The organism is Leifsonia shinshuensis (assembly GCF_031456835.1).
Taxonomy (GTDB): Bacteria; Actinomycetota; Actinomycetes; order Actinomycetales; family Microbacteriaceae; genus Leifsonia; species Leifsonia shinshuensis_C.
The window spans coordinates 2,914,733-2,937,150 of sequence record NZ_JAVDVK010000001.1; the positions used below are offsets into that span (position 1 = coordinate 2,914,733).

Below are 22,418 nucleotides of genomic sequence, written 5' to 3' on the forward strand. Positions count from 1 at the left end.
TCAGGTCGCTTCCGGGAGCGTTCGGGGCCGGGTAATAGTGTCGTCACCATGGTCGATGCAACAGATGGCGCTGACACGCGCCCGGCGGCGATCGCTCACGAGGCGGTCGAGCTGGTGCGACGGTGGCTCGCCGAGAGCGGGCGGGGAGCCGACGGCTCCACGGCGCGGCGGGACCCCGCCGCCGAGCGGCTGGCGGGGGTGCTGAGCGATCCCGAGGGTCTGGAGTTCGCGGTCGGCTTCGTCGACGGCGTCGCGCGTCCGCAAGACCTGTTCGTCGCCGGCTACAACCTGCAGCGGGTCGCCAAGCGCATCCCGCGATTCCTTCCGTGGTGGCAGCGCGCCGCGATCTGGCTCGGCGGAGTGTTCGGTCCGGTGCTGCCGTGGGTGGTCATCCCGCTGGCGCGACTGGTCCTCCGGCGGATGGTCGGCCACCTGGTGGTCGACGCGACGCCCGACAAGCTCGGCCCCGCTCTCGCCCGCCTGCGCGAGCCGGGTGACCCGGCGGGTCACGGCTCGCGCCTCAACCTCAACCTGCTCGGCGAGGCGGTGCTCGGCGAGAAGGAGGCGCTGCGGCGATTCGACGGGACGCGGACGCTGCTCGCGCGCGACGACGTCGACTACGTCTCGATCAAGGTCTCCTCGATCGCCTCGCAGCTGTCGATGTGGGCGTTCGACGAGACCGTCGACCGGGTCGTCGACCGCCTGACGCCGCTCTACGAGCTCGCGGCGGCTTCGCCGACCCCGAAGTTCATCAACCTCGACATGGAGGAGTACCGCGATCTCGACCTGACGATGGCGGTGTTCATGCGCATCCTCAGCCGGCCCGAGTTCCTCGGGCTGGAGGCGGGGATCGTGCTGCAGGCGTACCTGCCGGACGCGCTGGACGCGCTGCAGACGCTCACCGAGTGGGCGACGCAGCGCCGCATCCAGGGCGGGGCCCCGGTCAAGGTGCGCGTGGTGAAGGGCGCCAACCTGGCGATGGAGCGGGTCGACGCCACCATCCACGACTGGCCGCTGGCGACCTACTCGAGCAAGCAGTCGACCGACGCCAACTACAAGCGGGTGCTCGACTGGGCGCTCACCCCCGAGCACGCGGATGCGGTCAAGATCGGGGTCGCCGGGCACAACCTGTTCGACATCGCGTACGCCTGGCTGCTCGCGTCGCGCCGCGGGGTGACCGACCGGATCGACTTCGAGATGCTGCTGGGCATGGCGACGGCGCAGGCGGAGGTCGTGACCCGGACGGTCGGGCGCCTGGTGCTCTACACGCCGGTGGTCGACCCGCGCGAGTTCGATGTCGCGATCTCCTACCTGATCCGCCGGCTGGAGGAGAACGCCAGCCCGGAGAACTTCATGTCCGCGGTCTTCGAGCTGGGATCCGACCCCACGCTGTTCGAGCGCGAGAAGCAGCGGTTCCTCGCGTCGGTCGCCGAGTTCGAGGCGGACCGGCAGCGCGGGGCGACGCCTGTCCCGAACCGGCAGCAGGACCGGACGCGCGAGTGGCAGGACGCCTCGGCGCCGTCGTTCACGCATCCTCCCGCGGCCGACGCAGCTCCCGGCGGCGACGAGGGGCTGACGAGCGTGGTGCTCGGCTTGACGCGCGGGTCCGCGGGCGCCGAGCTGCGGGCGCCGGACGCCTTCCGGAACGCGCCGGACACCGATCCGTCCCGGGCCGCCAACCGCGGCTGGGGGCGGCGCATCCTCGTCCGCGCGGAGTCGACCAGCATCGGCGTCGACACCATCGAAGCCGCGGTCATCACCGACGCGTCGCGACTGGATGGGATCCTTCAGTCGGTCTCCGAGGCCGGCGCCGCGTGGGGCGCACGCTCCGGGCAGGACCGCGCGGTGCTGCTCGACCGCGCGGGCCACGCCCTCGAAGCGAATCGCGACCGCCTGATCGAGGTCATGGCCGCGGAGACCGGCAAGACCATCGCCGAAGCCGACCCCGAGGTGAGCGAGGCCGTCGACTTCGCGCACTACTACGCGACGCGGGCACGCGAGCTGGATGCGGTGCAGGGCGCGCGGTTCGTGCCGTCCCGCCTCACCGTCGTCGCGCCGCCCTGGAACTTCCCGGTCGCGATCCCCGCCGGGTCGGTTCTGGCGGCGCTCGCCGCCGGAAGCGGCGTGATCATCAAGCCGGCGCCCCAGGCGCGCCGCGCGGCCGCCGTCATGGTGGAGGCGTTGTGGGAGGCGGGCATCCCGCGCGAGGTGCTGGCGCTGGTCGACGTCGCCGAGAACGACCTCGGCCGGCAGCTCATCTCCGACCCGCGCGTCGACCGAGTCATCCTCACCGGGTCGTACGACACCGCGCGGCTCTTCCGGTCGTGGCGGCCGGACCTTCCGCTGCTGGCAGAGACGAGCGGCAAGAACGCGATCATCGTCACGCCGAGCGCCGACTACGACCTGGCCGTCGCCGACATCGTCAGGAGCGCGTTCGGGCATGCGGGACAGAAGTGCTCCGCCGCCAGCCTGGTCATCCTGGTCGGTTCGGTGGGAACGTCCGAGCGGTTCCGCAATCAGCTCGTCGACGCGACGACGAGCCTGCGAGTGGGATACCCGCAGGACCCGGCCAGCCAGATGGGCCCGCTCATCGAACCGGCGTCGGGCAAGCTGCTGCATGCACTCACCACGCTGGGCGCCGGGGAGGAGTGGCTCGTCCAGCCGAAGCCCCTGGACGGCTCGGGGCGGCTGTGGTCTCCGGGGATCCGGACGGGCGTGGCGCCGGGATCGTACTTCCATCTCACGGAGTTCTTCGGACCCGTTCTCGGCATCATGACCGCGCGCAACCTCGACGAGGCGATCCGGTACCAGAACGCCGTCGAGTACGGGCTGACGGCCGGGCTCCACTCGCTCGACGCCGAGGAGCTCGCGCACTGGCTCGACACCGCCGAGGCGGGCAACCTCTACGTGAACCGCGGCATCACCGGCGCGATCGTGCGCCGTCAGCCGTTCGGCGGGTGGAAGCGGTCGTCGGTCGGCGCCGGCGCCAAGGCCGGAGGGCCGAACTACCTGATCGGGCTCGGCTCGTGGGTGCCGGAGGCGGGCAGCTCCAGCTCGAGCCTGCACCTGCGCGGGCTCGAACCGCGCGTCTCGGACCTGATCGAATCGGGGCAGTCGTCGATGGACTACCCGTCGTTCGACCTCGTGCGGCGTTCCGCGCTCAGCGACGCGATCGCGGTGGCCACCGAATACCACCGGGTGAAGGACGTCTCGGAGCTCGGGGTCGAGCGGAACCTGTTCCGGTATCGCCCGGTCCCGGTGGCGATCCGGTTGTCGGAGGGCAGCTCGCTGCCCGAGCTGCTGCGGGTCATGGCGGCGGCGACGGTCGCGCGCTCGCCGTTCACGGTCAGCACGCCGGCAGCTCTGCCCAAGCGGATGCTCGCCCTGCTGCGCGAACGGGAGGTCGAGGTGACCGTCGAGTCGGATGCGCACTGGCTGTCGCGGGTGCGCGGCCGCCGGATCACCGCTCACCGCATCCGCCTCATCGGCGGCGACCCCGCGGCGCTCGCGGCCGCCCTGGGCGGAACGCCGGACGTCGCGGTCTACCACGGTCCGGTCACGCCGTCGGGGCGGGTCGAGGTGCTGACGTTCCTCCACGAGCAGGCGATCTCGATCACCAACCACCGGTTCGGCAACCCGACGACACTGTCGGACGGGGTCATCGAGTCGCGCGTAGGGTGACAGGCATGACGAGTTCGATCCCCTCCCTCCCGCTGGCCGGTGGCGGCAGCATCCCGCAGCTCGGTCTCGGCACGTGGCCGCTCGACGACGCCGAGGTGGAGCAGGCGGTCGTGGCCGCTGCCGGCATCGGCTACCGCCACGTCGACACCGCCGCCAAGTACGGCAACGAGGTCGGCGTCGGTCGCGGAGTCGCCGCGAGCGGTGTCCCGCGCGACGAATGGTTCGTGACGACGAAGCTCGACGGCAACTACCAGGGCGACGACCGCGCTGTGGCGGGTCTGGACGCGAGCCTGCAGCGGCTGGGGCTCGACTACGTGGACCTGCTGCTCATCCACTGGCCCCTCCCGCAGCGCGACCAGTACGTGTCCACCTGGGAGACGTTCATCCGGCTCCGAGAGGCGGGCAAGGCGCGCGCGATCGGTGTCTCCAACTTCAAGCCGGCGCACATCGACCGTCTCCTCGCCGAGACGGGCGTCGCCCCCGCGGTCAACCAGATCCAGCTCAGCCCGGCGATCCCGCGGCGGGAGCAGCGCGCCTACGACAGCGAGCACGACATCGTGACCGAGTCGTGGAGCCCGATCGGCGGAAGCGGCGACCTGCTGGCCGAGCCGGTCCTCGCCGACCTGGCCGCGAAGCACGGGCGCACCCCCAGCCAGATCGTCCTGCGCTGGCACGTGCAGAACGGGCTGGTCGCCATCCCGAAGTCGCGCAATCCCGAGCGCATGGCCGAGAACCTCGCGGTGTTCGACTTCGAGCTCGACGCCGACGATCTGTCCCAGCTCGACCGGCTCGACGAGGGCCCGGACGCGGGCGTCGACTCCGATCACACAGGTCACTGACCGGGGGCCGGGAGGCCGGGGGACCGGGAGACCGACCTTCAGTCCCGCAGCAGCGGCAGCGTGACCGTCACGGTCAGCCCCGAGGGCTCCGCGTTCCGCAACTCCACGCTGCCGCCCGCCGCCCCCGCCAGCGCGCCGACGATCGCGAGACCCAGTCCACCGCCCGACTGGCCGGTGCGCGCGCCGTCCGCGCGGGTGAAGCGGTCGAGCGCGACCGGGATGAACGCCTCCGGCATCCCCGGGCCGGAGTCCCGGACGGTGAGCACCACCGACTCGGCGCCCTGCGCCTCCGCCGACAGGGCGAGCGACGCGGTCACCGTCGCCTCCGCGTGATCGCCGTCCGACGAGCGGATCGCCGTGATCGCGTTGCCGAGCAGGTTGTCCAGGATGCGGCCGAAGTCCGTGGGCGACAACGCAACGCGCGCGCCCGCGTCCGGGCGGCGCCGCGGGTCGTATTCGAAGTCGACGGAGATCCCGGTGGCGTCGTCGTCGCTGCTCACGAGCAGCCGGGCGCGGTCGATCGCGTCGGTCAGCTCGTCCACGAGCGTCCGCCAGTCGATGCGCCCGCTCGACGGTCCCGCCTCGATGCGCGACAGCTCGAGCAGGTTGTTCGCCAGCTGCGCGAGACGGATGGCCGTGGCGTGGGATGAGCGGATGTCCTGCAGCAGAGCGTCGGCGTCGCCCGCATCCAGCTCGGCCAGCTCCAGCTGTCCGCGGAGCACGGCCAGCGGCGTCCGGAGCTCGTGGCTCGCATCCGACACCATCTGCCGCTCCCGGTCCGCCGACGCGCGCAGGCGCAGGATGAGGTCGTTCAGGGTCGTCGCCAGCTCGGACAGCTCGTCCTGCGCGGGGCCGACCGGCAGGAGGCCCGCCTCGTCGGGCGTCGAGGCGGCGATTCGGTCCGCCTGCTCGCGCATCCGGCTCACCGGGCGCAGCGCCGTGCGCGCCAGCAGCCAGGAGGCGCCGCCGAACGCGAAGATCAGCACGCCCGCGCCGACGAGGAGCGCAGCGGTGAGGCGGTCGAGCAGCAGGTCCGTCGTCTCGCTGTTCCGGGCCGCCAGCACGTACCGCACGCCGTCGGAGGTGGCGACGCTCCGCGTGAGCACGAGGTAGTGCTCGCCGCCCGCCTCGACGTCGTGCGCGCCGTCTCCCTGGCTGATCAGCCGGCCGATCCGGTCTTCGAGCCCCTCGGGCATGGTGGAGGCGAGGATGCTGCCGTCCGAGGACACGACGGCCAGCTCCTGACCGCCGCCCGGGAGGTCGAACGGACCGTCCGGGTTCGTCGGGAGCCCCTCCACGGGAGCGGTGACGTCGTTGTGGAGGAGGGTGAGGGTGGCGTTGTGGAGGATCGACGACACACCGATCCGGATGACGACGACCGCGAGCAGGGCGAACAGGGCGGCGACGACCAGACTGCCGATCGTGATGCGCGCCGAGATCGACAGGCGCCGCAGGCGATTCACGGAGTCGATGCGCCGTCGTGAGCGGCCGCGTCGGCGCCCGCTGTCCTCTTCGGGTCGGCCGCGTTGCGGGCGTCGAGGCGGTAGCCGCGCCCGCGCTCGGTCACGATGGAGAGCCCGGCGCCGGCCGCGTCCAGCTTCTTCCGCAGGTACGACACGTACTGGTCGATCACGTTGGTGCCGATGTTCTCGGTCGTCCCCCAGACCGACTCCAGGATGTCCGCGCGGGAGAGCGTCTTGTCCGGGTTCGTCGCGAACAGGCGCAGGAGGGTGAACTCCCGCCGGCTCAACGGCATCTCGTGCCCGGCGACGAGCGCCTGGTGCTCGTGCGAGTCGATGGTGAGGCGTCCGACCGTCACCTGGGGGCGCATCCCGGTCGGCTCGCGGCGCAGCAGGGCCCGGACGCGCGCCGCCAGCTCGGCGAACGCGAACGGCTTGGTCAGGTAGTCGTCGGCGCCGGAGTCGAGCCCGTGGACGCGGTCCTCGATGGCGTCGCGGGCGGTGAGAAGGAGGATCGGCATCGGGTTGGACGCCTCACGGATGTGACGGCACAGCTCGAATCCGCTCATCCCGGGCAGCATCACGTCGATCGCGGCGGCGGAGAACGTGTCGCCACGGAGGGCGATCAGAGCGTCGACGCCGTTGTTGACCAGGGTGACCTCGTAGCCCTCGGCGGCGAGGCCGCGCTGGACGAGGCCGCCCATGTCCGGATCGTCTTCGACAACGAGCAGCTTCATGCGCCCATCGTGCCACTGTTGGCCGTGTCGCCGCTCGGATGGCGGCGCGACGGGACCCGGCGGCTCTGAAGGTTCTCGCAGGCCGCGCTCAGCGCTCTTCGACGACGCTCTTGAGGCTCTCGAGCACGGCGCCCCAGTTGGCGGCCATCCGCTCGGCGTCCGCCTCGTCGGCGCAGCCGTCCTGCGTGATCGTCACGCGCGTCGCCGCGCCGTCGTCGGTGAGCAGGTACGACACGGTCTGGTAGCTGTCGGGGACGTCCGGCTTCCCGCTGAGCGGGCTGTAGTAGCTGGTGACGAGGCGGTCCTCCGGCTCGATCTCGAGGATCACGCCCTTGTCCTCGTAGGGCTTGCCCTCCCACTCGCCGTGGTAGACGATCGGGCTGCCCGGACGCCAGTCGGTCTCGACGCGGCTGCCGAAGAGGAACCGCGAGATCGTGTCCGGGTCCGTGAGCGCCTGCCAGAGGCGCTCGCGGGAGGCGTCGATGCGGATGTCGGCCCGTGCTGTCGTGCTCATGCCGCCACTCTCGTCCGGTCGGGGCCGGACGTCTTGAAGATTCGCGACAGTCAGGCGTTGCCGCGGTTGATGAGCCGGGAGAGCACGATCGCGCTCCGCGTGTGGTCGACGTTCGGCGCCAGCCGCACCTTCTCGAGAGCGGCTTCGAGGCTCGGGATGTCGCGGGAGCGGATGTGGACGATCGCGTCCGCGCTGCCGGTCACGGTGCCGGCGTCCACGACCTCGGGCACCGCGGAGAGGATGCGCAGCAGCTCCTCGGGGGACACCGTCCCGCGGCAGAACAGCTCCACGTACGCCTCGGTGCTCATGCCGTCGATCGCCGGGTCGACCTGGATGGTGAACCCGCGGATCACCCCGTCGGCGACCAGCCGGTCGACGCGACGCTTCACGGCGGAGGCGGAGAGCCCCACCACCGAGCCGATGTCGCCGTAGCCGGCACGCGCGTTCTGGCGCAGGAGGTCGAGGATGCTGCGATCGAGGTTGTCCACGGGCCGAGTTTATGGCGGATCGTTGCGTCTGCGTCAAGGATGTGACCGAATTGTGCGCATCGACGCAATGTCTCGCCATCTGCCGCGTTTCGAAGCCGCGCCGACGGTGGGAGCATGGGCGCCATGAGCGAAACCGACACCGCGCCGGCCCGCCGCGACGACGACGCGAGCCACGGCTTCTTCGGGCAGCCGCGGGCGCTCGCCAACATCTTCGGCGTCGAGATGTGGGAGCGCTTCTCCTTCTACGGCATGCAGGGCATCCTGCTCATCTACCTCTACTACTCGGTGGAGCGCGGCGGCCTCGGGATCGATCAGCCCACCGCCGCGGGCGTGGTGGGCGCGTACGGTGGCGCGGTCTACCTGGCCACCATCCTGGGTGCGTGGCTCGCGGACCGCCTGTTCGGCTCCGAGCGGGTGCTGTTCTGGAGCGCCGTGGTCATCATGGCCGGGCACATCTCGCTCGCCCTCATCCCCGGAGTCGCCGGTGTGCTCGTCGGCCTGCTGTTCGTCGCCCTCGGCAGCGGCGGACTCAAGGCGAACGCGACCCGCATCGTCGGGACGCTCTACGAGGAGAAGGACCCGCGGCGCGACGCCGGCTTCTCCCTCTTCTACCTCGGCATCAACCTCGGCGCCTTCTTCGGGCCGCTGCTGACCGGGCTGCTGCAGACGACGCTCGGCTTCCACTGGGGCTTCGCGCTCGCCGCGGTCGGCATGGCGATCGGCCTCATCCAGTACTCGCTGGGCCGGAAGCGACTGCCCGACGCATCCCGCCATGTCCCGAACCCGCTGGAGCGCCGCCGCTACCCGCTGGTCATCGGGATCGGGGTGGCCGGGATCATCGTGATCGTCGTCCTGGTGCTCACGCACGTCATCAACGCCTTCAACCTGGCGCTCTGGGTGATCGGCGTCACGATCGTCGCCGCCATCGCCTACTTCGTCGTGATCCTGTCCTCGCGGCTGCTGAACAGCGACGAGCGCAGCCGCATCCTCGCCTTCATCCCGCTGTTCATCACGAACGCGGCGTTCTGGTCGCTCTACCAGCAGCAGTTCACCGTGGTGACCATCTACTCCGACGAGCGGCTGAACCGCGACCTCTTCGGGTGGGAGTTCCCGGTCTCGTGGGTGCAGTCCATCAACCCGATCTTCATCATCCTGCTGTCCGGTGTCTTCGCCGCGATCTGGACGAAGTGGGGCGAGAAGCAGCCGTCGACCCCGATCAAGTTCGCGGCGGGAACCGTAGTGATGGGCCTCGCGTTCTTCCTCTTCCTGTTCTGGGCGGGCGGCGGCAAGAACAGCACGCCGCTGCTCGCGATGGTCGGCATCCTCCTCGTCTTCACGATCGCGGAGCTGCTCATCTCGCCGGTCGGGCTATCCGCCTCCACGAAGCTCGCACCACGCTCGTTCCAGGCGCAGATGGTGGCGCTGTACTTCCTGTCGGTGGCGCTCGGCACGGCGATGGCGGGGCAGCTCGCCAAGCTGTACAAGCCGGAGACGGAGGGCGTCTACTTCAGCATCATCGGCGGCGTGGCCGTGGTCATCGGCATCCTGCTCGCCGTGATCAGCCCCTGGGTTCTGCGGATGATGCGCGGGGTGCGCTGACATACTGGGCCGATGGCAGAGATTCTCGCGGTGTGCCGGGTGGAGCAGCTGCTTCCCGATTCCGGGATCGGCGTCACCGCCATCGACAAGCGGCCCGCGAACCGGCGCCTGCGGGTGCGGCGGCTCGGGCTCTTCGGCGACGTGCAGGCGGACCGGAAGCACCACGGCGGCCCGTCGAAGGCGCTCTACGCCTACGCCGAGGAGGATGCGGCGGTCTGGGCCGGGAAGCTGGACCGGCCGATCCCGGCGGGACTGTTCGGCGAGAACCTGCGCACCGCCGGCCTCGACGTGAACGGCGCCGAGATCGGGGAGCGCTGGGCGATCGGCGACGAGCTGATCGTGGAGGTGACGTGCCCGCGCGAGCCCTGCGCGACGTTCCAGCGCCGGATGCGCGAGCCGCAGTGGGTGAAGCGCTTCACCGAGGAGGGCCGGCCCGGCGCCTACCTCTCGGTGGTCAAGTCGGGCAGCGTGGGCGCGGGCGACGCCGTGAGGGTCGTGTCGCGGCCGGGCCACGGGGTGACGGTCGCGTCCTGGTTCTCGGGTGCGGATGCCGCCCAGACGCTCGCGCTGGAGGCCGCGGAGGCGGATGGCCGGGTGCGGCTGGCGCGGGAGATGCGAGAGGCGATCGCCTCGCTTCGCAAACGCGGTTTACTTGTTCTTGACAAGTGAACTTGCAAAGAGCAAGCTAGGCGTATTCCGACACCGGATCATCCACAGGAGGACATCATGGCCACCAACATCTTCGTCAACATCCCGACGGCCGACCTCGACCGCTCCAAGGCGTTCTACGAGGCGCTCGGCTACACGATCAACCCGCTCTTCACCGACGAGAACGCGGCCTGCGTCGTGCTCAGCGACACCATCTACTTCATGGTGCAGACCCGCGAGTTCTACGCCACCTTCACCGACAAGCAGATCATCGACCCGCACAGCCAGGCCGGGGCATCGATCGCCCTGAGCGCCGACTCCCGCGAGGGCGTGGACGCGATCGTCGCGAAGGGCATCGAGGCGGGCGGCAACGAGCCGCGCCCCGCGCAGGACTACGGCTTCATGTACTCCCGCGACCTCGAGGACCCGGACGGCAACAACCTGTCCTACCTCTGGATGGCGCCGGAAGCCGCCGAGAAGGGGCCGGAGGCGTACATGACCGGGCAGGGCGCCGACGTTCCCGCCCAGGCCTGACGGCCGCGCATGGCGGCACGGTCACCACGGGGCTTCGGCCAGTCCGGGGGAGTGGCGCGCGCGGTCGAGCGGGTCGGCGAACGGTGGGCACTGCTCATCGTCCGCGACCTGCTCGCCGGCGCGCGACGCTACAGCGATCTGAAGGCGGGGCTCCCGCGCATCCCCACGAACATCCTGAGCGACCGGCTCAAGGAGCTGCAGCAGTCCGGGGTCATCCGTCGCGTGCCGACGGTCCGCGGCGGGTACGAGCTGACCGCCCTCGGGCGCGAGCTCGAGCCGGTGGTGCTGGCGCTCGAACGCTGGGGCTGGGCGGTGCCCGAGGAGGGCGCCGAGGGGGACGTGCTCACGACCGACGCCCTGGGTGTGACGCTGCGCGCTGCGTTCCGCGTGGAGGAGGCGGAGACGCTGCCCGCCACCGAGTACCTCATCCACGTCGGGGACGCCTCCGTCAGCGTCCTCGTCGCGGGGCGCGTGCTCGACGTGCTGGACGTGGGGCCGGACGCGCTGCCGCAGCCGCAGCGGCGGGTCGACCTGCCGCCTCCCGTGGATGTCGTGGAGTTCCAGCTCGAGCGCGACGAACTCGGCGCGCTCCTCGGCGACGGGATGCCGCACCTGGACGTGCTCGCGGGCGGGCCGGAACTCGTGGACCGGTTCCGCCGGACCTTCCGTTTCGACACGATCCCCGGCGAGGAGGTCGCCCCGGCGGCCTCCGCCGCGTAGCTGACGGGCAACATCGCTGCTGGATGTGGGCCGACGGCGATTGAGCAGTACGATCGCTGAATGGAACTCCGCCAACTCCAGCACTTCGTCGCCGTCGCCGAGGAGCGCCACTTCACCCGCGCCGCCGAGCTTTTGCGCATCTCGCAGTCGGGCCTGTCCGCGTCCATCCGCTCGCTCGAGCAGGAGCTGGGCACCTCCCTCTTCGTCCGGAGCACCCGGCGCGTGGAGCTGACCGCCGCCGGCCAGGCGCTGCTCGCGGACTCGGTCCGCACGCTGGCGAGCGCCGCCGCGGCGCGGAACGCGGTCGCCGCCGTGCGCGGTCTGCTCAGCGGACGGCTGACGATCGGCGCGGAGCCGTGCCTGGGCTCCGTCGATCTGCCCGCCGAGCTCGCCGCGTTCCGGACCGCGAACCCGGGCGTCGAGGTGCGGCTGCGCTACTCCGGCTCGGAGGAGCTGGTGGAGGATGTGGCCGGCGGCCGTGCCGACGTCGCCCTGGTGGTCGACACCGGCCACACGCCGGCGGGGGTGGTGCTGCGGCCGCTGAGCACGCAGGAGATGCTCGTGCTCTGCCACCCGGAGCATCCGTTCGCCGCGGAGGAATCGATCCCCCTCGAGCGGCTCCGGGGCGAGCCCCTGGTCGGCTTCCAGGAGGGCTGGGCCGCCCAGTCGCTCACCCGGCGGGCGTTCGCCGCGGCCGGGTTCGACTATCGGGCGGCGATGGAGGTCAACGACGTGCATCCGCTGCTCGACCTCGTCGGCTACAACCTCGGGGTGGCGGTCGTCCCCGCGAGCTTTGCGCGCAAGCGGCCCGAGGCACTCCGCGCGGTCCGCCTGCAGGACGCCCCGGCCTGGAGCGTCGCCGTGGCGGTCGCCGATCAGCCCAGCCCGGCCGCGTCCGCTTTCCTGACGCAGCTCGAGCCGGACTGACCGGCGGTGCGGCTCAGGCCGCGTTCAGCGCCTGCAGCTCCTCGGGCGTGAGCTCCACATCCACCGCGGTCACCGAGTCGCGGATGGTCTCCGGACGCGACGAGCCGGGGATCGGGATGGCGTGCGGGCTCTGCGCCAGGTGCCAGGCCAGGGCGACGACCTGCGGGCTGATGCCGCGGGCGTCCGCCACGTCCTTGAACGGCTCGAACCGGCTGCCGAGCTCGCCCGCGGAGGAGATGCCGCCGAGCGGGCTCCACGGCAGGAACGCGATGCCGAGCTCGTCGGCGAGCCGCAGCTCCGGCTCGCTCGACCGGAAGGCCGGCGAGAACTGGTTCTGCACCGACACCAGCCGTCCGCCCAGGATGTCCTGGGCCTCGCGGATCTGGTCCGGGTTCGCGTTCGAGATGCCCGCCATGCGGATGATGCCCTCGTCGAGCAGGTCGCGGACGGCGCCGACCGAGTCGGCGTACGGGACCTCGGGGTCCGGACGGTGGAACTGGTAGAGCCCGATCGCGTCGCCGCCGAGCCGGCGCAGCGACTCCCGCGCCGCCTGCTTGATGTAGTCCGGGTGCCCGTTCAGCGTCCACGAGCCGTCGCCGGGGCGGAGGTGGCCGCCCTTCGTGGCGACCAGCACGGCTGAGGCGTCGCCGTCCCAGCTGCGCAGCGCCTCCGCGATCAGCTCCTCGTTGTGGCCGACCTCGCCGGCCTCCAGGTGGTACGCGTCCGCGGTGTCGATGAAGGTGATGCCCTCGTCGAGCGCGGCGTGGATGGTCTTGATCGAACGTTCCCGGTCGGGGCGGCCCTCGATCGACATGGGCATGCCGCCCAGGCCGATTGCCGAGACCTCGACGTCGCCGATGGTACGAGTCTTCACTGCTGTCCTTCCGTGTGGTGGATGCCCGGGGTCACCAGGCGTAGTCCTCGGGGGCCGTCTTGTGGCCCGGGAAGATCTCGTCGAGCCGCGCGAGGGCGGCGTCGTCGAGCGTGATCTCGAGGGCGCGCAGACCCCCGTCGAGCTGCTCCTGCGTGCGCGGGCCGATGATCGGCCCCGTGACGCCGGGGCGGGTGAGGAGCCAGGCGAGCGCGAGGTCGCCCGGCTCGTGGCCGAGCTCGGCGGCGAAGTCCTCGTACGCCTCGATGGCGTCGCGGTGCTTCTCCAGCGTCTCCGCGGCGCGGCCCTCCAGGCGGCGCTTGCCCTCGTTCTGCTTGCGGACGACGCCGCCGAGCAGCCCGCCGTGCAGCGGCGACCAGGCGATCACGCCGACGCCGTTGGCCTGGGCGGCGGGCAGCACCTCCAGCTCGATCTGGCGGGTGAGCAGGTTGTAGATCGACTGCTCGCTGACCAGGCCGAGCAGGTTGCGCCTGCGCGCCTCCGCCTGGGCGGTCGCGATGTGCCAGCCCGCGAAGTTGCTGGAGCCGGCGTACAGGATCTTGCCCTGCGCGATCGCGGTCTCGATGCCCTGCCAGATCTCGTCCCAGGGGGTGTCCCGGTCGACGTGGTGGAACTGGTAGATGTCGATGTAGTCCGTCTGCAGCCGCTTGAGGCTGGCGTCGAGGGCGCGGCGGATGTTGAGGGCCGACAGGCGGTTCTCGTTCGGCCAGTCGCCCATGTCGCCGTACAGCTTCGTCGCGATGACCGTCTTCTGGCGCCGGCCGCCTCCCTGGGCGAACCAATTGCCGACGATCGTCTCGGTGGCGCCACGGCCCTTGTGCTGGCCGTAGACGTTGGCGGTGTCGAAGTAGTTGATGCCGGCGTCGTGCGCCGCATCCATGATCCGGTGGGAATCCTCTTCGGTCGTCTGCGGTCCGAAGTTCATCGTGCCGAGGACGAGGCGCGAGACCTTCAGGCCGGAGCGGCCCAGGTGTGTGTACTCCATGACCGCCACTCTCCGCCAGGCGGAGTCAGTTGTCCAACAGGTGATATGGATGGGATTGCGCGGCCTGGGCGATCAATCAGGACGAGCCCAGCACGACGGCCGATGCCTCCCGGATCACCGTTTCGACCACCGGGTCGTCCGGGCTGCCCATGAACCCGTGCGCGGCGCCGTCCACCACGCGCAGCGTCGCGGGGACGCCGGCGGCGGCGCAGCGCTCGACGAGGTGCCGGGCGTCCGGCAGCAAGGAGTCCTCCGAGCCGACGGCGACGAACACGGGCGGCAGTCCGGCGGCGTCCGCGGCGAGATCCGGGGCGTCGGAGAGCCGCGCGGAGCGCGTCCAGCGGAGGAACGCCCACTCCGACAGCTCGCGGCCGGGCCCGCCGGGCGCGGCGTCGTCGTACCGCGACAGGCTCAGATCCACGTTCGGGTTGCTCAGGACCAGCGCATCGGCCGTGGAGGGACGCGCCGCTGCCAGGGCCACGGCGCCTCCGGCCGAGTCGCCCCAGAGCAGGACCCGGCGGGCGCCCTCATCGCGCATCGTCCGCACCGCGGCGACCGCGTCGGCGGCGGACTCGGCGATCGTGGCCTCCGGGGCCAGTCGGTAGGCGACGGACAGCACGCCGACCCCGAGCGTCTGCGCGATGCGGCGGCAGTAGCCGTCCTGCAGTTCGAGGTCGCCGAGGATGCCGTACCCGCCGTGCAGGAAGACGACGACGACCTCCGGATGCGCGGCCCTCGCGGGTCGGTAGCGGCGGCTCGGGACGCCCCCCGCCGCATCCTCGACGGCACCGTCGAACGGCACGCGGGGCCGGCTCAGGGCGCGCTCGTGGGCCCCGGCACGCAGCTGCGCGACGTCGGGATCGGTCATGCGGCCAGCATCCCACCTCGCGGGGGAGCCAGCCAGCAGCCGAGCTCAGCCGCGGAGCGCGGCCTCGAGCTCCTGGTCGGTCGGCTCGACGAAATGGCGGCCGTCGGGGAAGACCACGACGGGGATGTTCGTGCGGCCGCTGATCCGCTGGGCGCGGTCCGCCTCCTCCGGGCGCGCGACCAGGTCGATGTACTCGTAGTCGGCGCCGAGGCGGTCGAGGAGGGACTTGGAGCGGATGCAGTCGCGGCACCAGTCGGCGCCGAAGACGGTCAGGCGGTCGAAGGACTCGGTCGGGGCGGTCATACCACCAGGCTATGCCGGGCTGCCTGGGAGACCGGTGGTGCCGTCGACGACCAGTGTGGCGCGAGGTCGCGACGCCTCGATCACCACGGCGTTCGCGCCGTCGACGTCGCGCGCCCACGCGGCCGCGGCCTCCGGAGTGCGCCCGTGCCGCGTGTGACGGTCGACCAGGCGCCGCATCCGCTCGTCCTCCGGTGTCGCCACGAACCAGCTCTCGGCGAGGAGGGCGGGGATGCGGGACCACGGGTCCTGGTCGACCAGCAGGTAGTTGCCCTCGGCGACGACCAGCCGGGTTCCGGGCGGGATCGGGATGGCGCCGGCGACCGGCTCATCGACGGTGCGCTCGAAGGAGGGCGCGTAGACCGGGTTCGTCCGCTCGGCCAGCACGCGCTCCAGGAGTGCGGCGAATCCCCAGCCGTCGAACGTGTCGATCGCACCCTTGCGGTCGTGGCGGCCGAGCGCGTCCAGCGTCGCGTTCGCCAGGTGGAAGCCGTCCATGGGCAGGTGCACCGCGGTCCCGGCGCCGGCCAGCCGGTTCACGCCGGCGGCGACCGTGCGGGCCAGAGTGGTCTTGCCCGAGCCGGGGCTCCCCGCGATGCCCAGCACGACCCGGCCGTCGGCGGGAGCCAAGGCCAGGGCGCGCCGGATGAGCGTCTCCATCCCGTCGTCGGTCACGCGTCGCCCATCTCGGTGATCGCCCGGGACACCGTCTCGGAGACCTGCGGGCCCCAGTGTCCCTCGCCCTCGATGACGATCAGACGGCTCGCGGGCCACTCGCGGTGGAGCAGCCACGGCGTGACGACCGGGCCGCTGACGTCGTGGCGGCCGTGGATCAGCACGGCCGGGATGGCGGCCAACTCGGAGACCCGCTTCAGGATGGCGCGATCGCCGGGGAGGAACGCGTCGTTCGCCCAGTAGTGCGTGACCAGGGTGCCGGACACCAGCCGCTGGACGGGGTCCTCGCGCATCGGGCCGGGTACGACGTTCGGGTCCAGCGACACGTGCGTCGACTCCCACGCGTCCCAGGCGTCCGCCGCGCGCATCCGCTCCTCCGGAGTGCCGCTTGCCAGGATGCGCGCATAAGCCTCGACCACGCGCTCTCCAGGGCGGCGCCCGGAGGCGGCCTCGAAGGCCTCCCACGCCTCGGGGAAGAGCCGGCCCATGGTCTCCGTGAGCCAGGTCACCTCGTCGCGGCCGGTCGTGGTCACCGCGCCGAGCACGATCGAGCGGACTCGGCCGGGGTGCTCGAGCGCGTACGCGAGGGCGAGGGTCGACCCCCAGGAGGCGCCCGTCACGATCCAGCGGTCGACGCCCACCCGCTCCCGCACCAGCTCGATGTCGGCGATGAGGCCGCCGGTCGTATTGCGCGCGAGCCGCTCAGGCGCGTCGGCGACGGACGGGGTGCTGCGTCCGCACCCGCGCTGGTCGATCCCCACCAGCAGGAACCGCTCGGGGTCGTAGCGCGTGCGGTAACCACCCGTTGCCAGCCCGGAGCCGGGGCCGCCGTGCAGCCAGAGCACCGGGATGCCGTCCGGGTTGCCGCTCGTCTCCCAGTAGATGCTGTCGCCGTCGGGGTTCTCCACCCACCCGTGCGCAAAGGGTTCGATGACAGGGAACACTCCCGCACCGTATCGCACCGGCGTCAGGACGTGCGCGTGACCGTCGCCTCGGTCTCCACCAGCTCCTCGCGCACGACCTCGCGCGGGGCGAGCACGAAGCTCGGCTTGATGCCGGCGAAGCGGACGCGGAGGCCCCGGTACCGGATGAGGTAGAAGACGCCGACCAGCGCGGCGGCGAATCCGCTGGCGGCGCCGACGCCCATCGCCCAGCGCGGTCCGAAGGTGTCGGCGACCCAGCCGACGATCGGCGCGCCGACCGGGGTTCCGCCCATGAAGATCGCCATGTAGATGGCCATCACCCGGCCGCGCAGCAGCGGGTCGGTCGTCATCTGCACCGTTCCGTTGGCCGTGGTCATCAGCGTCTGCGACGAGACGCCGATCACGATCAGCGCCAGGGCGAACAGCCAGTAGGTCGGCATCACCGCGGCCAGCGCGCAGCCGAAGCCGAAGAAGGCGGCACCGGCGAACAGCAGGGAGACCCGCGGGCGGTCGCGACGAGCGGATAGCAGGGCGCCGACCACGGACCCGACCGCCATGATCGACGAGAGGAGGCCGTACTCGCCCGCGCCCTGGTGGAAGACGGTCACCGACATGGTCGAGATGAAGATCGGGAAGTTGAGCCCGAAGGTGCCGATCAGGAAGACCATGACCAGGATCACCAGGATGTCGGGGCGCCGCCGCACGTAGCGGAACCCGTCGATCAGTCCGCCGCGCGTGCGCTTCGCGCGTTCCGCCCGGTACAGCTGCTCACGGCGCAGCATGGCGAGCGACAGCAGAACCGCCCCGAAGGTGGCCGCATTGATGAGGAAGACCCATCCTGCGCCGACCGCCGCCGTCAGCAGGCCCGCGACCGCCGGCCCGATCAGCCGGGCGGCGTTGAACGAGGCGGAGTTGAGGGCCACGGCGTTCGACAGGTTCGGCCCGGCGACCAGCTCGGAGACGAACGTCTGCCGGGCCGGGGCGTCGAACGCGGCAACGACGCCGAGCAGCAGCGCGAAGAGGTAGACGTGCCACAGCTGCACCATCCCCGTGACGGTCAGGATGCCGAGCCCGAGACCGAGCAGGCCCATCGCACCCTGCGTGGCCATCAGGAGCTTGCGCCGGTCGAGGTGGTCGGCCGCCCATCCGGTCACCGGCAGCAGGAGCAGCTGCGGGCCGAACTGCAGCGCCATCACGAAGCCGACGGCGGACGCGTTGTTGTGGGTGAGCTGGGTCAGGACGATCCAGTCCTGGGCGGTGCGCTGCATCCACGTGCCGACGTTGGAGACGATCGCACCGGCCGCCCAGATCCGGTAGTTGACCCCGGCGAGGGAGCGGAACATGGAACTCACGAGTCGGCGAGCTCCCGCATGATCTTCGCGGCGGACGCCAGCGTCTCGCGCTGCTCGAGGCTGAGGCTCTCGAGCCGCTGGTGCAGCCAGGCGTCGCGGCGCCGGCGGGTCTCGGCGACCAGCTGGACGCCGCGGTCGGTCGGGACGACGATCACCTTGCGGCCGTCGGCGGCGTCGGAGGTGCGCTCGACGTAGCCGGCCGCCTCGAGACGGTTCACCGTGCGGTTCATGGACGGCGGCTTGACGCGCTCGACCTCGCTGAGACGGCCGATCGTGCCGGATCCCTCGCGCACCAGATAGCCGAGCGTGGCGGTCTGGGAGTCGCTCAGCTCGTCGTCCTCCTTCTCGGCGCGGAGGCGGCGGGAGAGGCGCGCCACCGCGATGCGGAGGACGCTGCTCAGGTCGTGGGTTGAGACTCGTCCGTTCATGCATAGTTAGCCTAACAAATTAGATGCGCTAACTAAACCCCCTCGCATCGTGCCGCGTGCGACAGAATGAGCGCGTGCAGACCCAACAGGACCGGACCTTCGAGGGCGAAGCCGGCGTCCGCATCCACTTCGACGTGTACGCGCCGCCGCCCGAGGGGTCGCGGCCCGCGGCAGCGGTGCAGCTCGCCCACGGCGTCGGCGAGCACGCGGGGCGCTACCGCGACCTCGGCGCGCACCTCGCGGCCGTCGGCTTCCTCGTCTACGCCGACGACCACCTCGGCCACGGACGCACCGGCATGGAGCAGTGGAAGGGCGACGCCAGCCGCCTCGGGCGCCTCGGCCCCGGGGGACTGCGTGCCGCCGTGAAGGACGTCCACGCGTTCAGCGACCTCATCCGCGACGAGAACCCCGGGCTGCCGCTGGCCTACGTCGGCCACAGCTGGGGGTCGCTCATCGGGCAGCTGCTGCTGAACCGGCACAGCGACGAATACGACGCGGTGGTGCTCTCCGGCACGGCCTACCGGATGCTCGGCTCGATGAACGGCGGCGACCTCAACAAGCGCCACGCCCACCTCGGCACCACGGGCGCGGAGTGGCTGAGCCGCGACCCTGCGGTGGCGCAGGCCTTCATCGACGACCCGCTCACCACGCTGACACCGCTGCAGAAGCTGTTCGGGATGGCCGACGCCGCGAGACTGCTGGGGCGCCCGTCGCGGCACCTCGCGCACGACCTCCCCGTGCTGATCCAGGTGGGCTCCGACGATCCGCTCGGCGGACCGGTGAGCGCCCGGAAGCTCGAGCGGGCGTACCGCAACCGGTCCGGGCTCAGCGACGTGACCACCATCGTCTACGAGGGTGCGCGCCACGAGATCTTCAACGAGACCAATCGCGCGGAGGTCTTCGCCGATCTCACCGAGTGGCTGGTGGAGCGCTTCCCGAGCCGGAGCTGAGCGTCCGTCCGGTCGCAGTGCGTCACGACCGGCCGGCGTCACGACCGGCCCGCGGCGACGTCTTAACCTGCGGGTGCCTGCGCCGACGGTCGGCGCGCGATGTGCTGGGCGCCCCTCAGGGGAGCGAGACGTCATGGCGGCAGCAGCGCGACGATCCGCCCGTCGCGGAGCGCGGATGGTGCGGCGCGCCTTCGCGTTCGCGCTCGCAGCCCTGTCGATAGTCGGCATCGCCATCTTCACGCCGCCGCACGCCGCGCCGGGGGTGGAGGCATCCGAGAGCGCCCTGAGCGCCGAGGGTCTGGGGGCGCATCCGGACCCCGACTTCGAGCTGTGGCTGACGTCTCTGCGGGAATCGACTCCTGCCGAGGTGGCGCAGATGTGGACGGAGGCTGGTCCGGCGGGGCAGAAGGAGATCCGCGACACCCTTCCGCCCGTCGCCGGCAATCTGGACGGGCTGCCTTACAGCCTCCGGGACACGCTCAATCGGAGGGCGCTGGAGATCCGCACGGCGCTCACGCGCCAGCGCCTGCGCACGTCGCCGACGGATGCCACGGTCGCGCAGACGCTGGCGGCCTACGAGGCGATCGCGAAGGCCCTCAAGCCGGCCAAGCCGCGCCGCCAGCTCATCACACTGACCGCGGACCAGCCGCCGCTGGCGGCGATCAGCGTCGGCAACCTCGACACCGCGGAGAACGTCACCTGGCAGGTACCGGGGATGGGCACGTACACGACGGACATGCCGCTGTGGACTCTGGCGGCGCAGAACCTCTATGCCGCCCAAGGCTCGGTCGGCGCCCCGAAGAAGCGGGCGGTCGTCGCGTGGATGGGCTACCTGCCTCCACCTCCGCCGCCCAGCATCGAGGCGGCACGCGGGTTCTACGCCGAACGCGGGGCACCGCACCTGGTGCGCGACCTCCAGGCCTTCCGCGCGGTGCGGCCGGCAGACCGGGAGGCGGTGACGGTGAACGTCGTCGGTCACTCCTACGGCACCACGCTGGTCGGCGACGCGCTCGCGGCCGACGACCTGGGTGTCGAATCGGTGGTCTTCCTCGGTTCGGCCGGGATCGAGACGGCCGTCGGCGGGGCGCAGGCCCTGCACGCCCGCGCCGTCTACGCGGGCGAGTCGTCGAAGGACCCGCAGGCCTCGCTCGGCCGGTTCTCGCGCACGGACCCACGGGCGCCCGCCTTCGGAGCGACCGTGTTCGGCTGCGACGGCGCGGCCGGACTCCGTGCGGTCACGGGCCACGCGCCCATCCTGCACTCCGCCTGGAACGACGACATCGACTCGTCGCTGTGGGCGAAGATCCGCGACCTCGGGGAGCGTGCGCGGCGCTTCATCGAGCACCGGCAGAACTTCGGCTATCTCGATGCGGGCACCGAGGCCCTGCTCAACACCGCATCCGCCACCACGCCGAACGCGACGCGGGCCCTTTCGCACCTCCGGGACTCCGGAGAACAGCGGACGGGCCGGCCACCGCTGTACTGACCACTGTCTATCGTGCCGTGGCCTCCGCCCGGACACTGGACGCGAGGAGGTCACCATGCTCTCGTACGCCGCACTCGGGCTTGCGCGCTTCGCGCCGATCGACAATCCGGCCACCGTCAACAACCATGCCGAAGTCCTGACCGCGATCTTCATCATCCTCGCGCTGCTGCTCGTGCTCCTGATCGCGGGACTCGGCGTCACGCTCGCCCGCCGCCCCGGCAAGCAGCTCGACGAGTGGGGCAACCCAACCGGGGGAGCGGGCACTCCGCCGAGCTGACACCCGTCCGCCCGGCGGACGTAGGCTGATGCCATGCATGGTGAGTACAAGGTCCCTGGTGGCAAGCTCGTCGTCGTCGACCTGGAGGTGGTCGACGGGAGGATCTCGGACTTCCAGCTCGCCGGAGACTTCTTCCTCGAGCCGGACTCCGCGCTGGACGCCATCGACGCCGCGGTGAACGGACTGCCCGCGGAGGCCGACGCCAAGACCATCGCCGCCGCCGTCAAAGAGGCGCTCCCCGAAGGCGCGACGCTCCTCGGCTTCTCCCCGGAGGCCGTCGCCGTGACCGTCCGGCGCGCTCTCGCCAAGGCGACGAGCTGGCGCGACTACGACTGGCAGATCGTGCACGCCAAGGCCGTCTCGCCGCAGATGCACCTGGCACTCGACGAGGTGCTCGCCACCGAGGTCGGCGAGGGGCGGCGCGGTCCGACCCTCCGCATCTGGGAGTGGGACGAGCCGGCCGTCGTCATCGGCAGCTTCCAGTCGGTCAAGAACGAGGTCGACCCCGACAACGCGGAGAAGTACGGCATCCAGGTGGTCCGCCGCATCTCCGGCGGCGGGGCCATGTTCATGGAGGCCGGCTCGGTCGTCACCTACTCGATCTACGCGCCGGCCGACCTCGTGCAGGGCATGAGCTTCGCCGACAGCTACGCGTTCCTCGACGAGTGGGCGATCATCGCGCTCAAGTCGCTCGGCATCGACGCCGTGTACCAGCCGCTCAACGACATCACCAGCCCGTCCGGCAAGATCGGCGGGGCCGCCCAGAAGCGGCTCGGCTCCGGCGCCGTGCTGCACCACGTCACCATGAGCTACGACATGGACGGCCAGAAGATGACCGAGGTGCTGCGCATCGGCCGCGAGAAGATCAGCGACAAGGGCATCACCAGCGCCGCCAAGCGCGTCGACCCGCTCCGCAGCCAGACCGGCCTCAGCCGCGCCGAGATCATCGAGCAGATGAAGCTGACGTTCCGGAACCTGTACGGCGCGACCGACGGCGACCTCACCGACGCCGAGTACGCGGCGGCGGAGCAGCTGGTGGCCGACAAGTTCGCCACCGAGGAGTGGCTGTACCGCGTTCCCTGACGCGGTCTCGCCCCTGCGTGGTGGCGGTCACTGTCCAGGAACCGCACAGGTG

General features: G+C 71.4%; 23 protein-coding genes. 11 read left to right on the plus strand and 12 right to left on the minus strand.

Features of this window, described 5'->3' with window-relative positions; all coding sequences use genetic code 11:
- Window positions 1-48 precede the first annotated feature (48 nt).
- Entirely contained in the window at window positions 49-3,681 is a 3,633-nt protein-coding gene (locus J2W45_RS14205) for a bifunctional proline dehydrogenase/L-glutamate gamma-semialdehyde dehydrogenase (protein ID WP_310133041.1), read from the plus strand.
- A 5-nt stretch (window positions 3,682-3,686) separates the two neighbouring features.
- Complete coding sequence (locus tag J2W45_RS14210) at window positions 3,687-4,520, plus strand: aldo/keto reductase (protein WP_310133044.1); 834 nt, start codon at window positions 3,687-3,689, stop codon at window positions 4,518-4,520.
- A gap of 38 nt (window positions 4,521-4,558) precedes the next feature.
- Here the strand turns inward: J2W45_RS14210 and J2W45_RS14215 are convergent, their stop codons facing one another.
- The 4 genes from J2W45_RS14215 to J2W45_RS14230 all read right to left on the minus strand — a co-directional run bounded on the left by J2W45_RS14215 (window position 4,559) and on the right by J2W45_RS14230 (window position 7,719).
- Window positions 4,559-5,983, minus strand: a complete 1,425-nt coding sequence (locus J2W45_RS14215; protein WP_310133045.1) for a sensor histidine kinase — start codon at window positions 5,981-5,983, stop codon at window positions 4,559-4,561.
- Window positions 5,980-6,717: a response regulator transcription factor gene (locus tag J2W45_RS14220; protein WP_310133048.1), complete on the minus strand. Its 738-nt coding sequence runs from the start codon at window positions 6,715-6,717 to the stop codon at window positions 5,980-5,982. The genes J2W45_RS14215 and J2W45_RS14220 overlap by 4 nt, the downstream gene beginning before the upstream one ends.
- 88 nt (window positions 6,718-6,805) lie before the next feature.
- Window positions 6,806-7,231: an SRPBCC family protein gene (locus J2W45_RS14225; protein WP_310133049.1), complete on the minus strand. Its 426-nt coding sequence runs from the start codon at window positions 7,229-7,231 to the stop codon at window positions 6,806-6,808.
- A gap of 50 nt (window positions 7,232-7,281) precedes the next feature.
- The gene (locus J2W45_RS14230; protein WP_018189220.1) at window positions 7,282-7,719 is read right to left on the minus strand and encodes an Lrp/AsnC family transcriptional regulator; all 438 of its coding nucleotides are present in this window, start codon (window positions 7,717-7,719) and stop codon (window positions 7,282-7,284) included.
- A gap of 114 nt (window positions 7,720-7,833) precedes the next feature.
- Between J2W45_RS14230 and J2W45_RS14235 the strand changes: the two genes are divergently transcribed.
- From J2W45_RS14235 to J2W45_RS14255, 5 genes are read left to right on the plus strand one after another with little or no spacing between them, the layout of a single operon-like run.
- Entirely contained in the window at window positions 7,834-9,318 is a 1,485-nt protein-coding gene (locus J2W45_RS14235; protein ID WP_396427092.1) for a peptide MFS transporter, read from the plus strand.
- A gap of 12 nt (window positions 9,319-9,330) precedes the next feature.
- A complete protein-coding gene (locus J2W45_RS14240) occupies window positions 9,331-9,987 on the plus strand; it encodes an MOSC domain-containing protein (RefSeq protein WP_310133054.1) in 657 nt (218 codons plus the stop codon).
- Between the two features lie 57 nt (window positions 9,988-10,044).
- The gene (locus tag J2W45_RS14245; protein ID WP_310133057.1) at window positions 10,045-10,500 is read left to right on the plus strand and encodes a VOC family protein; all 456 of its coding nucleotides are present in this window, start codon (window positions 10,045-10,047) and stop codon (window positions 10,498-10,500) included.
- A 9-nt stretch (window positions 10,501-10,509) separates the two neighbouring features.
- Complete coding sequence (locus J2W45_RS14250; RefSeq protein ID WP_310133060.1) at window positions 10,510-11,220, plus strand: winged helix-turn-helix transcriptional regulator; 711 nt, start codon at window positions 10,510-10,512, stop codon at window positions 11,218-11,220.
- A 60-nt stretch (window positions 11,221-11,280) separates the two neighbouring features.
- Window positions 11,281-12,147, plus strand: a complete 867-nt coding sequence (locus J2W45_RS14255; RefSeq protein WP_310133063.1) for a LysR family transcriptional regulator — start codon at window positions 11,281-11,283, stop codon at window positions 12,145-12,147.
- Window positions 12,148-12,160: 13 nt separating this feature from the next.
- Here the strand turns inward: J2W45_RS14255 and J2W45_RS14260 are convergent, their stop codons facing one another.
- From J2W45_RS14260 to J2W45_RS14295, 8 genes are all read right to left on the minus strand, one after another.
- On the minus strand, window positions 12,161-13,021 hold the full coding sequence (locus J2W45_RS14260) for an aldo/keto reductase (protein ID WP_310133064.1): 861 nt from the start codon (window positions 13,019-13,021) through the stop codon (window positions 12,161-12,163).
- A gap of 31 nt (window positions 13,022-13,052) precedes the next feature.
- Entirely contained in the window at window positions 13,053-14,024 is a 972-nt protein-coding gene (locus J2W45_RS14265; RefSeq protein ID WP_310133066.1) for an aldo/keto reductase, read from the minus strand.
- A 76-nt stretch (window positions 14,025-14,100) separates the two neighbouring features.
- The gene (locus J2W45_RS14270) at window positions 14,101-14,892 is read right to left on the minus strand and encodes an alpha/beta hydrolase (RefSeq protein WP_310133069.1); all 792 of its coding nucleotides are present in this window, start codon (window positions 14,890-14,892) and stop codon (window positions 14,101-14,103) included.
- Window positions 14,893-14,937: 45 nt separating this feature from the next.
- A complete protein-coding gene (locus tag J2W45_RS14275; protein WP_310133073.1) occupies window positions 14,938-15,195 on the minus strand; it encodes a glutaredoxin family protein in 258 nt (85 codons plus the stop codon).
- Between the two features lie 9 nt (window positions 15,196-15,204).
- Window positions 15,205-15,852 (minus strand): nucleoside/nucleotide kinase family protein, encoded by a 648-nt coding sequence (locus J2W45_RS14280; protein WP_310135044.1) that lies wholly within the window; start codon window positions 15,850-15,852, stop codon window positions 15,205-15,207.
- A gap of 11 nt (window positions 15,853-15,863) precedes the next feature.
- Entirely contained in the window at window positions 15,864-16,811 is a 948-nt protein-coding gene (gene pip / locus J2W45_RS14285) for a prolyl aminopeptidase (RefSeq protein ID WP_310133075.1), read from the minus strand.
- Between the two features lie 23 nt (window positions 16,812-16,834).
- Window positions 16,835-18,133 carry an MFS transporter gene (locus tag J2W45_RS14290; protein WP_310135048.1) on the minus strand — a complete coding sequence of 433 codons (1,299 nt, stop codon included), beginning with the start codon at window positions 18,131-18,133 and terminating at the stop codon, window positions 16,835-16,837.
- A 5-nt stretch (window positions 18,134-18,138) separates the two neighbouring features.
- Window positions 18,139-18,570 (minus strand): MarR family winged helix-turn-helix transcriptional regulator, encoded by a 432-nt coding sequence (locus J2W45_RS14295; RefSeq protein WP_310133077.1) that lies wholly within the window; start codon window positions 18,568-18,570, stop codon window positions 18,139-18,141.
- A gap of 74 nt (window positions 18,571-18,644) precedes the next feature.
- Between J2W45_RS14295 and J2W45_RS14300 the strand changes: the two genes are divergently transcribed.
- The 4 genes from J2W45_RS14300 (at window position 18,645) to J2W45_RS14315 (ending at window position 22,366) form a co-directional block, all read left to right on the plus strand.
- Entirely contained in the window at window positions 18,645-19,520 is an 876-nt protein-coding gene (locus tag J2W45_RS14300; protein WP_310133079.1) for an alpha/beta hydrolase, read from the plus strand.
- Window positions 19,521-19,653: 133 nt separating this feature from the next.
- On the plus strand, window positions 19,654-21,006 hold the full coding sequence (locus tag J2W45_RS14305) for an alpha/beta hydrolase (protein ID WP_310133080.1): 1,353 nt from the start codon (window positions 19,654-19,656) through the stop codon (window positions 21,004-21,006).
- Between the two features lie 55 nt (window positions 21,007-21,061).
- Window positions 21,062-21,283, plus strand: coding sequence for a hypothetical protein (locus J2W45_RS14310; RefSeq protein WP_310133083.1), 222 nt, complete (start codon window positions 21,062-21,064; stop codon window positions 21,281-21,283).
- Between the two features lie 33 nt (window positions 21,284-21,316).
- Entirely contained in the window at window positions 21,317-22,366 is a 1,050-nt protein-coding gene (locus tag J2W45_RS14315; protein ID WP_310133085.1) for a lipoate--protein ligase family protein, read from the plus strand.
- Window positions 22,367-22,418 lie beyond the last annotated feature (52 nt).

Coding starts and splice junctions, on each gene's coding strand:
- J2W45_RS14235 (WP_396427092.1), top strand. CDS start 7,834: ATGGGCGCCATGAGCGAAACCGACACCGCGCCGGCCCGCCGCGACGAC.
- J2W45_RS14220 (WP_310133048.1), bottom strand. CDS start 6,717: ATGAAGCTGCTCGTTGTCGAAGACGATCCGGACATGGGCGGCCTCGTC.
- J2W45_RS14205 (WP_310133041.1), top strand. CDS start 49: ATGGTCGATGCAACAGATGGCGCTGACACGCGCCCGGCGGCGATCGCT.
- J2W45_RS14295 (WP_310133077.1), bottom strand. CDS start 18,570: ATGAACGGACGAGTCTCAACCCACGACCTGAGCAGCGTCCTCCGCATC.
- J2W45_RS14270 (WP_310133069.1), bottom strand. CDS start 14,892: ATGACCGATCCCGACGTCGCGCAGCTGCGTGCCGGGGCCCACGAGCGC.
- J2W45_RS14310 (WP_310133083.1), top strand. CDS start 21,062: ATGCTCTCGTACGCCGCACTCGGGCTTGCGCGCTTCGCGCCGATCGAC.
- J2W45_RS14315 (WP_310133085.1), top strand. CDS start 21,317: ATGCATGGTGAGTACAAGGTCCCTGGTGGCAAGCTCGTCGTCGTCGAC.
- J2W45_RS14245 (WP_310133057.1), top strand. CDS start 10,045: ATGGCCACCAACATCTTCGTCAACATCCCGACGGCCGACCTCGACCGC.
- J2W45_RS14250 (WP_310133060.1), top strand. CDS start 10,510: ATGGCGGCACGGTCACCACGGGGCTTCGGCCAGTCCGGGGGAGTGGCG.
- J2W45_RS14225 (WP_310133049.1), bottom strand. CDS start 7,231: ATGAGCACGACAGCACGGGCCGACATCCGCATCGACGCCTCCCGCGAG.
- J2W45_RS14240 (WP_310133054.1), top strand. CDS start 9,331: ATGGCAGAGATTCTCGCGGTGTGCCGGGTGGAGCAGCTGCTTCCCGAT.
- J2W45_RS14255 (WP_310133063.1), top strand. CDS start 11,281: ATGGAACTCCGCCAACTCCAGCACTTCGTCGCCGTCGCCGAGGAGCGC.
- J2W45_RS14290 (WP_310135048.1), bottom strand. CDS start 18,133: ATGTTCCGCTCCCTCGCCGGGGTCAACTACCGGATCTGGGCGGCCGGT.
- J2W45_RS14275 (WP_310133073.1), bottom strand. CDS start 15,195: ATGACCGCCCCGACCGAGTCCTTCGACCGCCTGACCGTCTTCGGCGCC.
- J2W45_RS14265 (WP_310133066.1), bottom strand. CDS start 14,024: ATGGAGTACACACACCTGGGCCGCTCCGGCCTGAAGGTCTCGCGCCTC.
- J2W45_RS14280 (WP_310135044.1), bottom strand. CDS start 15,852: ATGGAGACGCTCATCCGGCGCGCCCTGGCCTTGGCTCCCGCCGACGGC.
- J2W45_RS14210 (WP_310133044.1), top strand. CDS start 3,687: ATGACGAGTTCGATCCCCTCCCTCCCGCTGGCCGGTGGCGGCAGCATC.
- J2W45_RS14305 (WP_310133080.1), top strand. CDS start 19,654: ATGGCGGCAGCAGCGCGACGATCCGCCCGTCGCGGAGCGCGGATGGTG.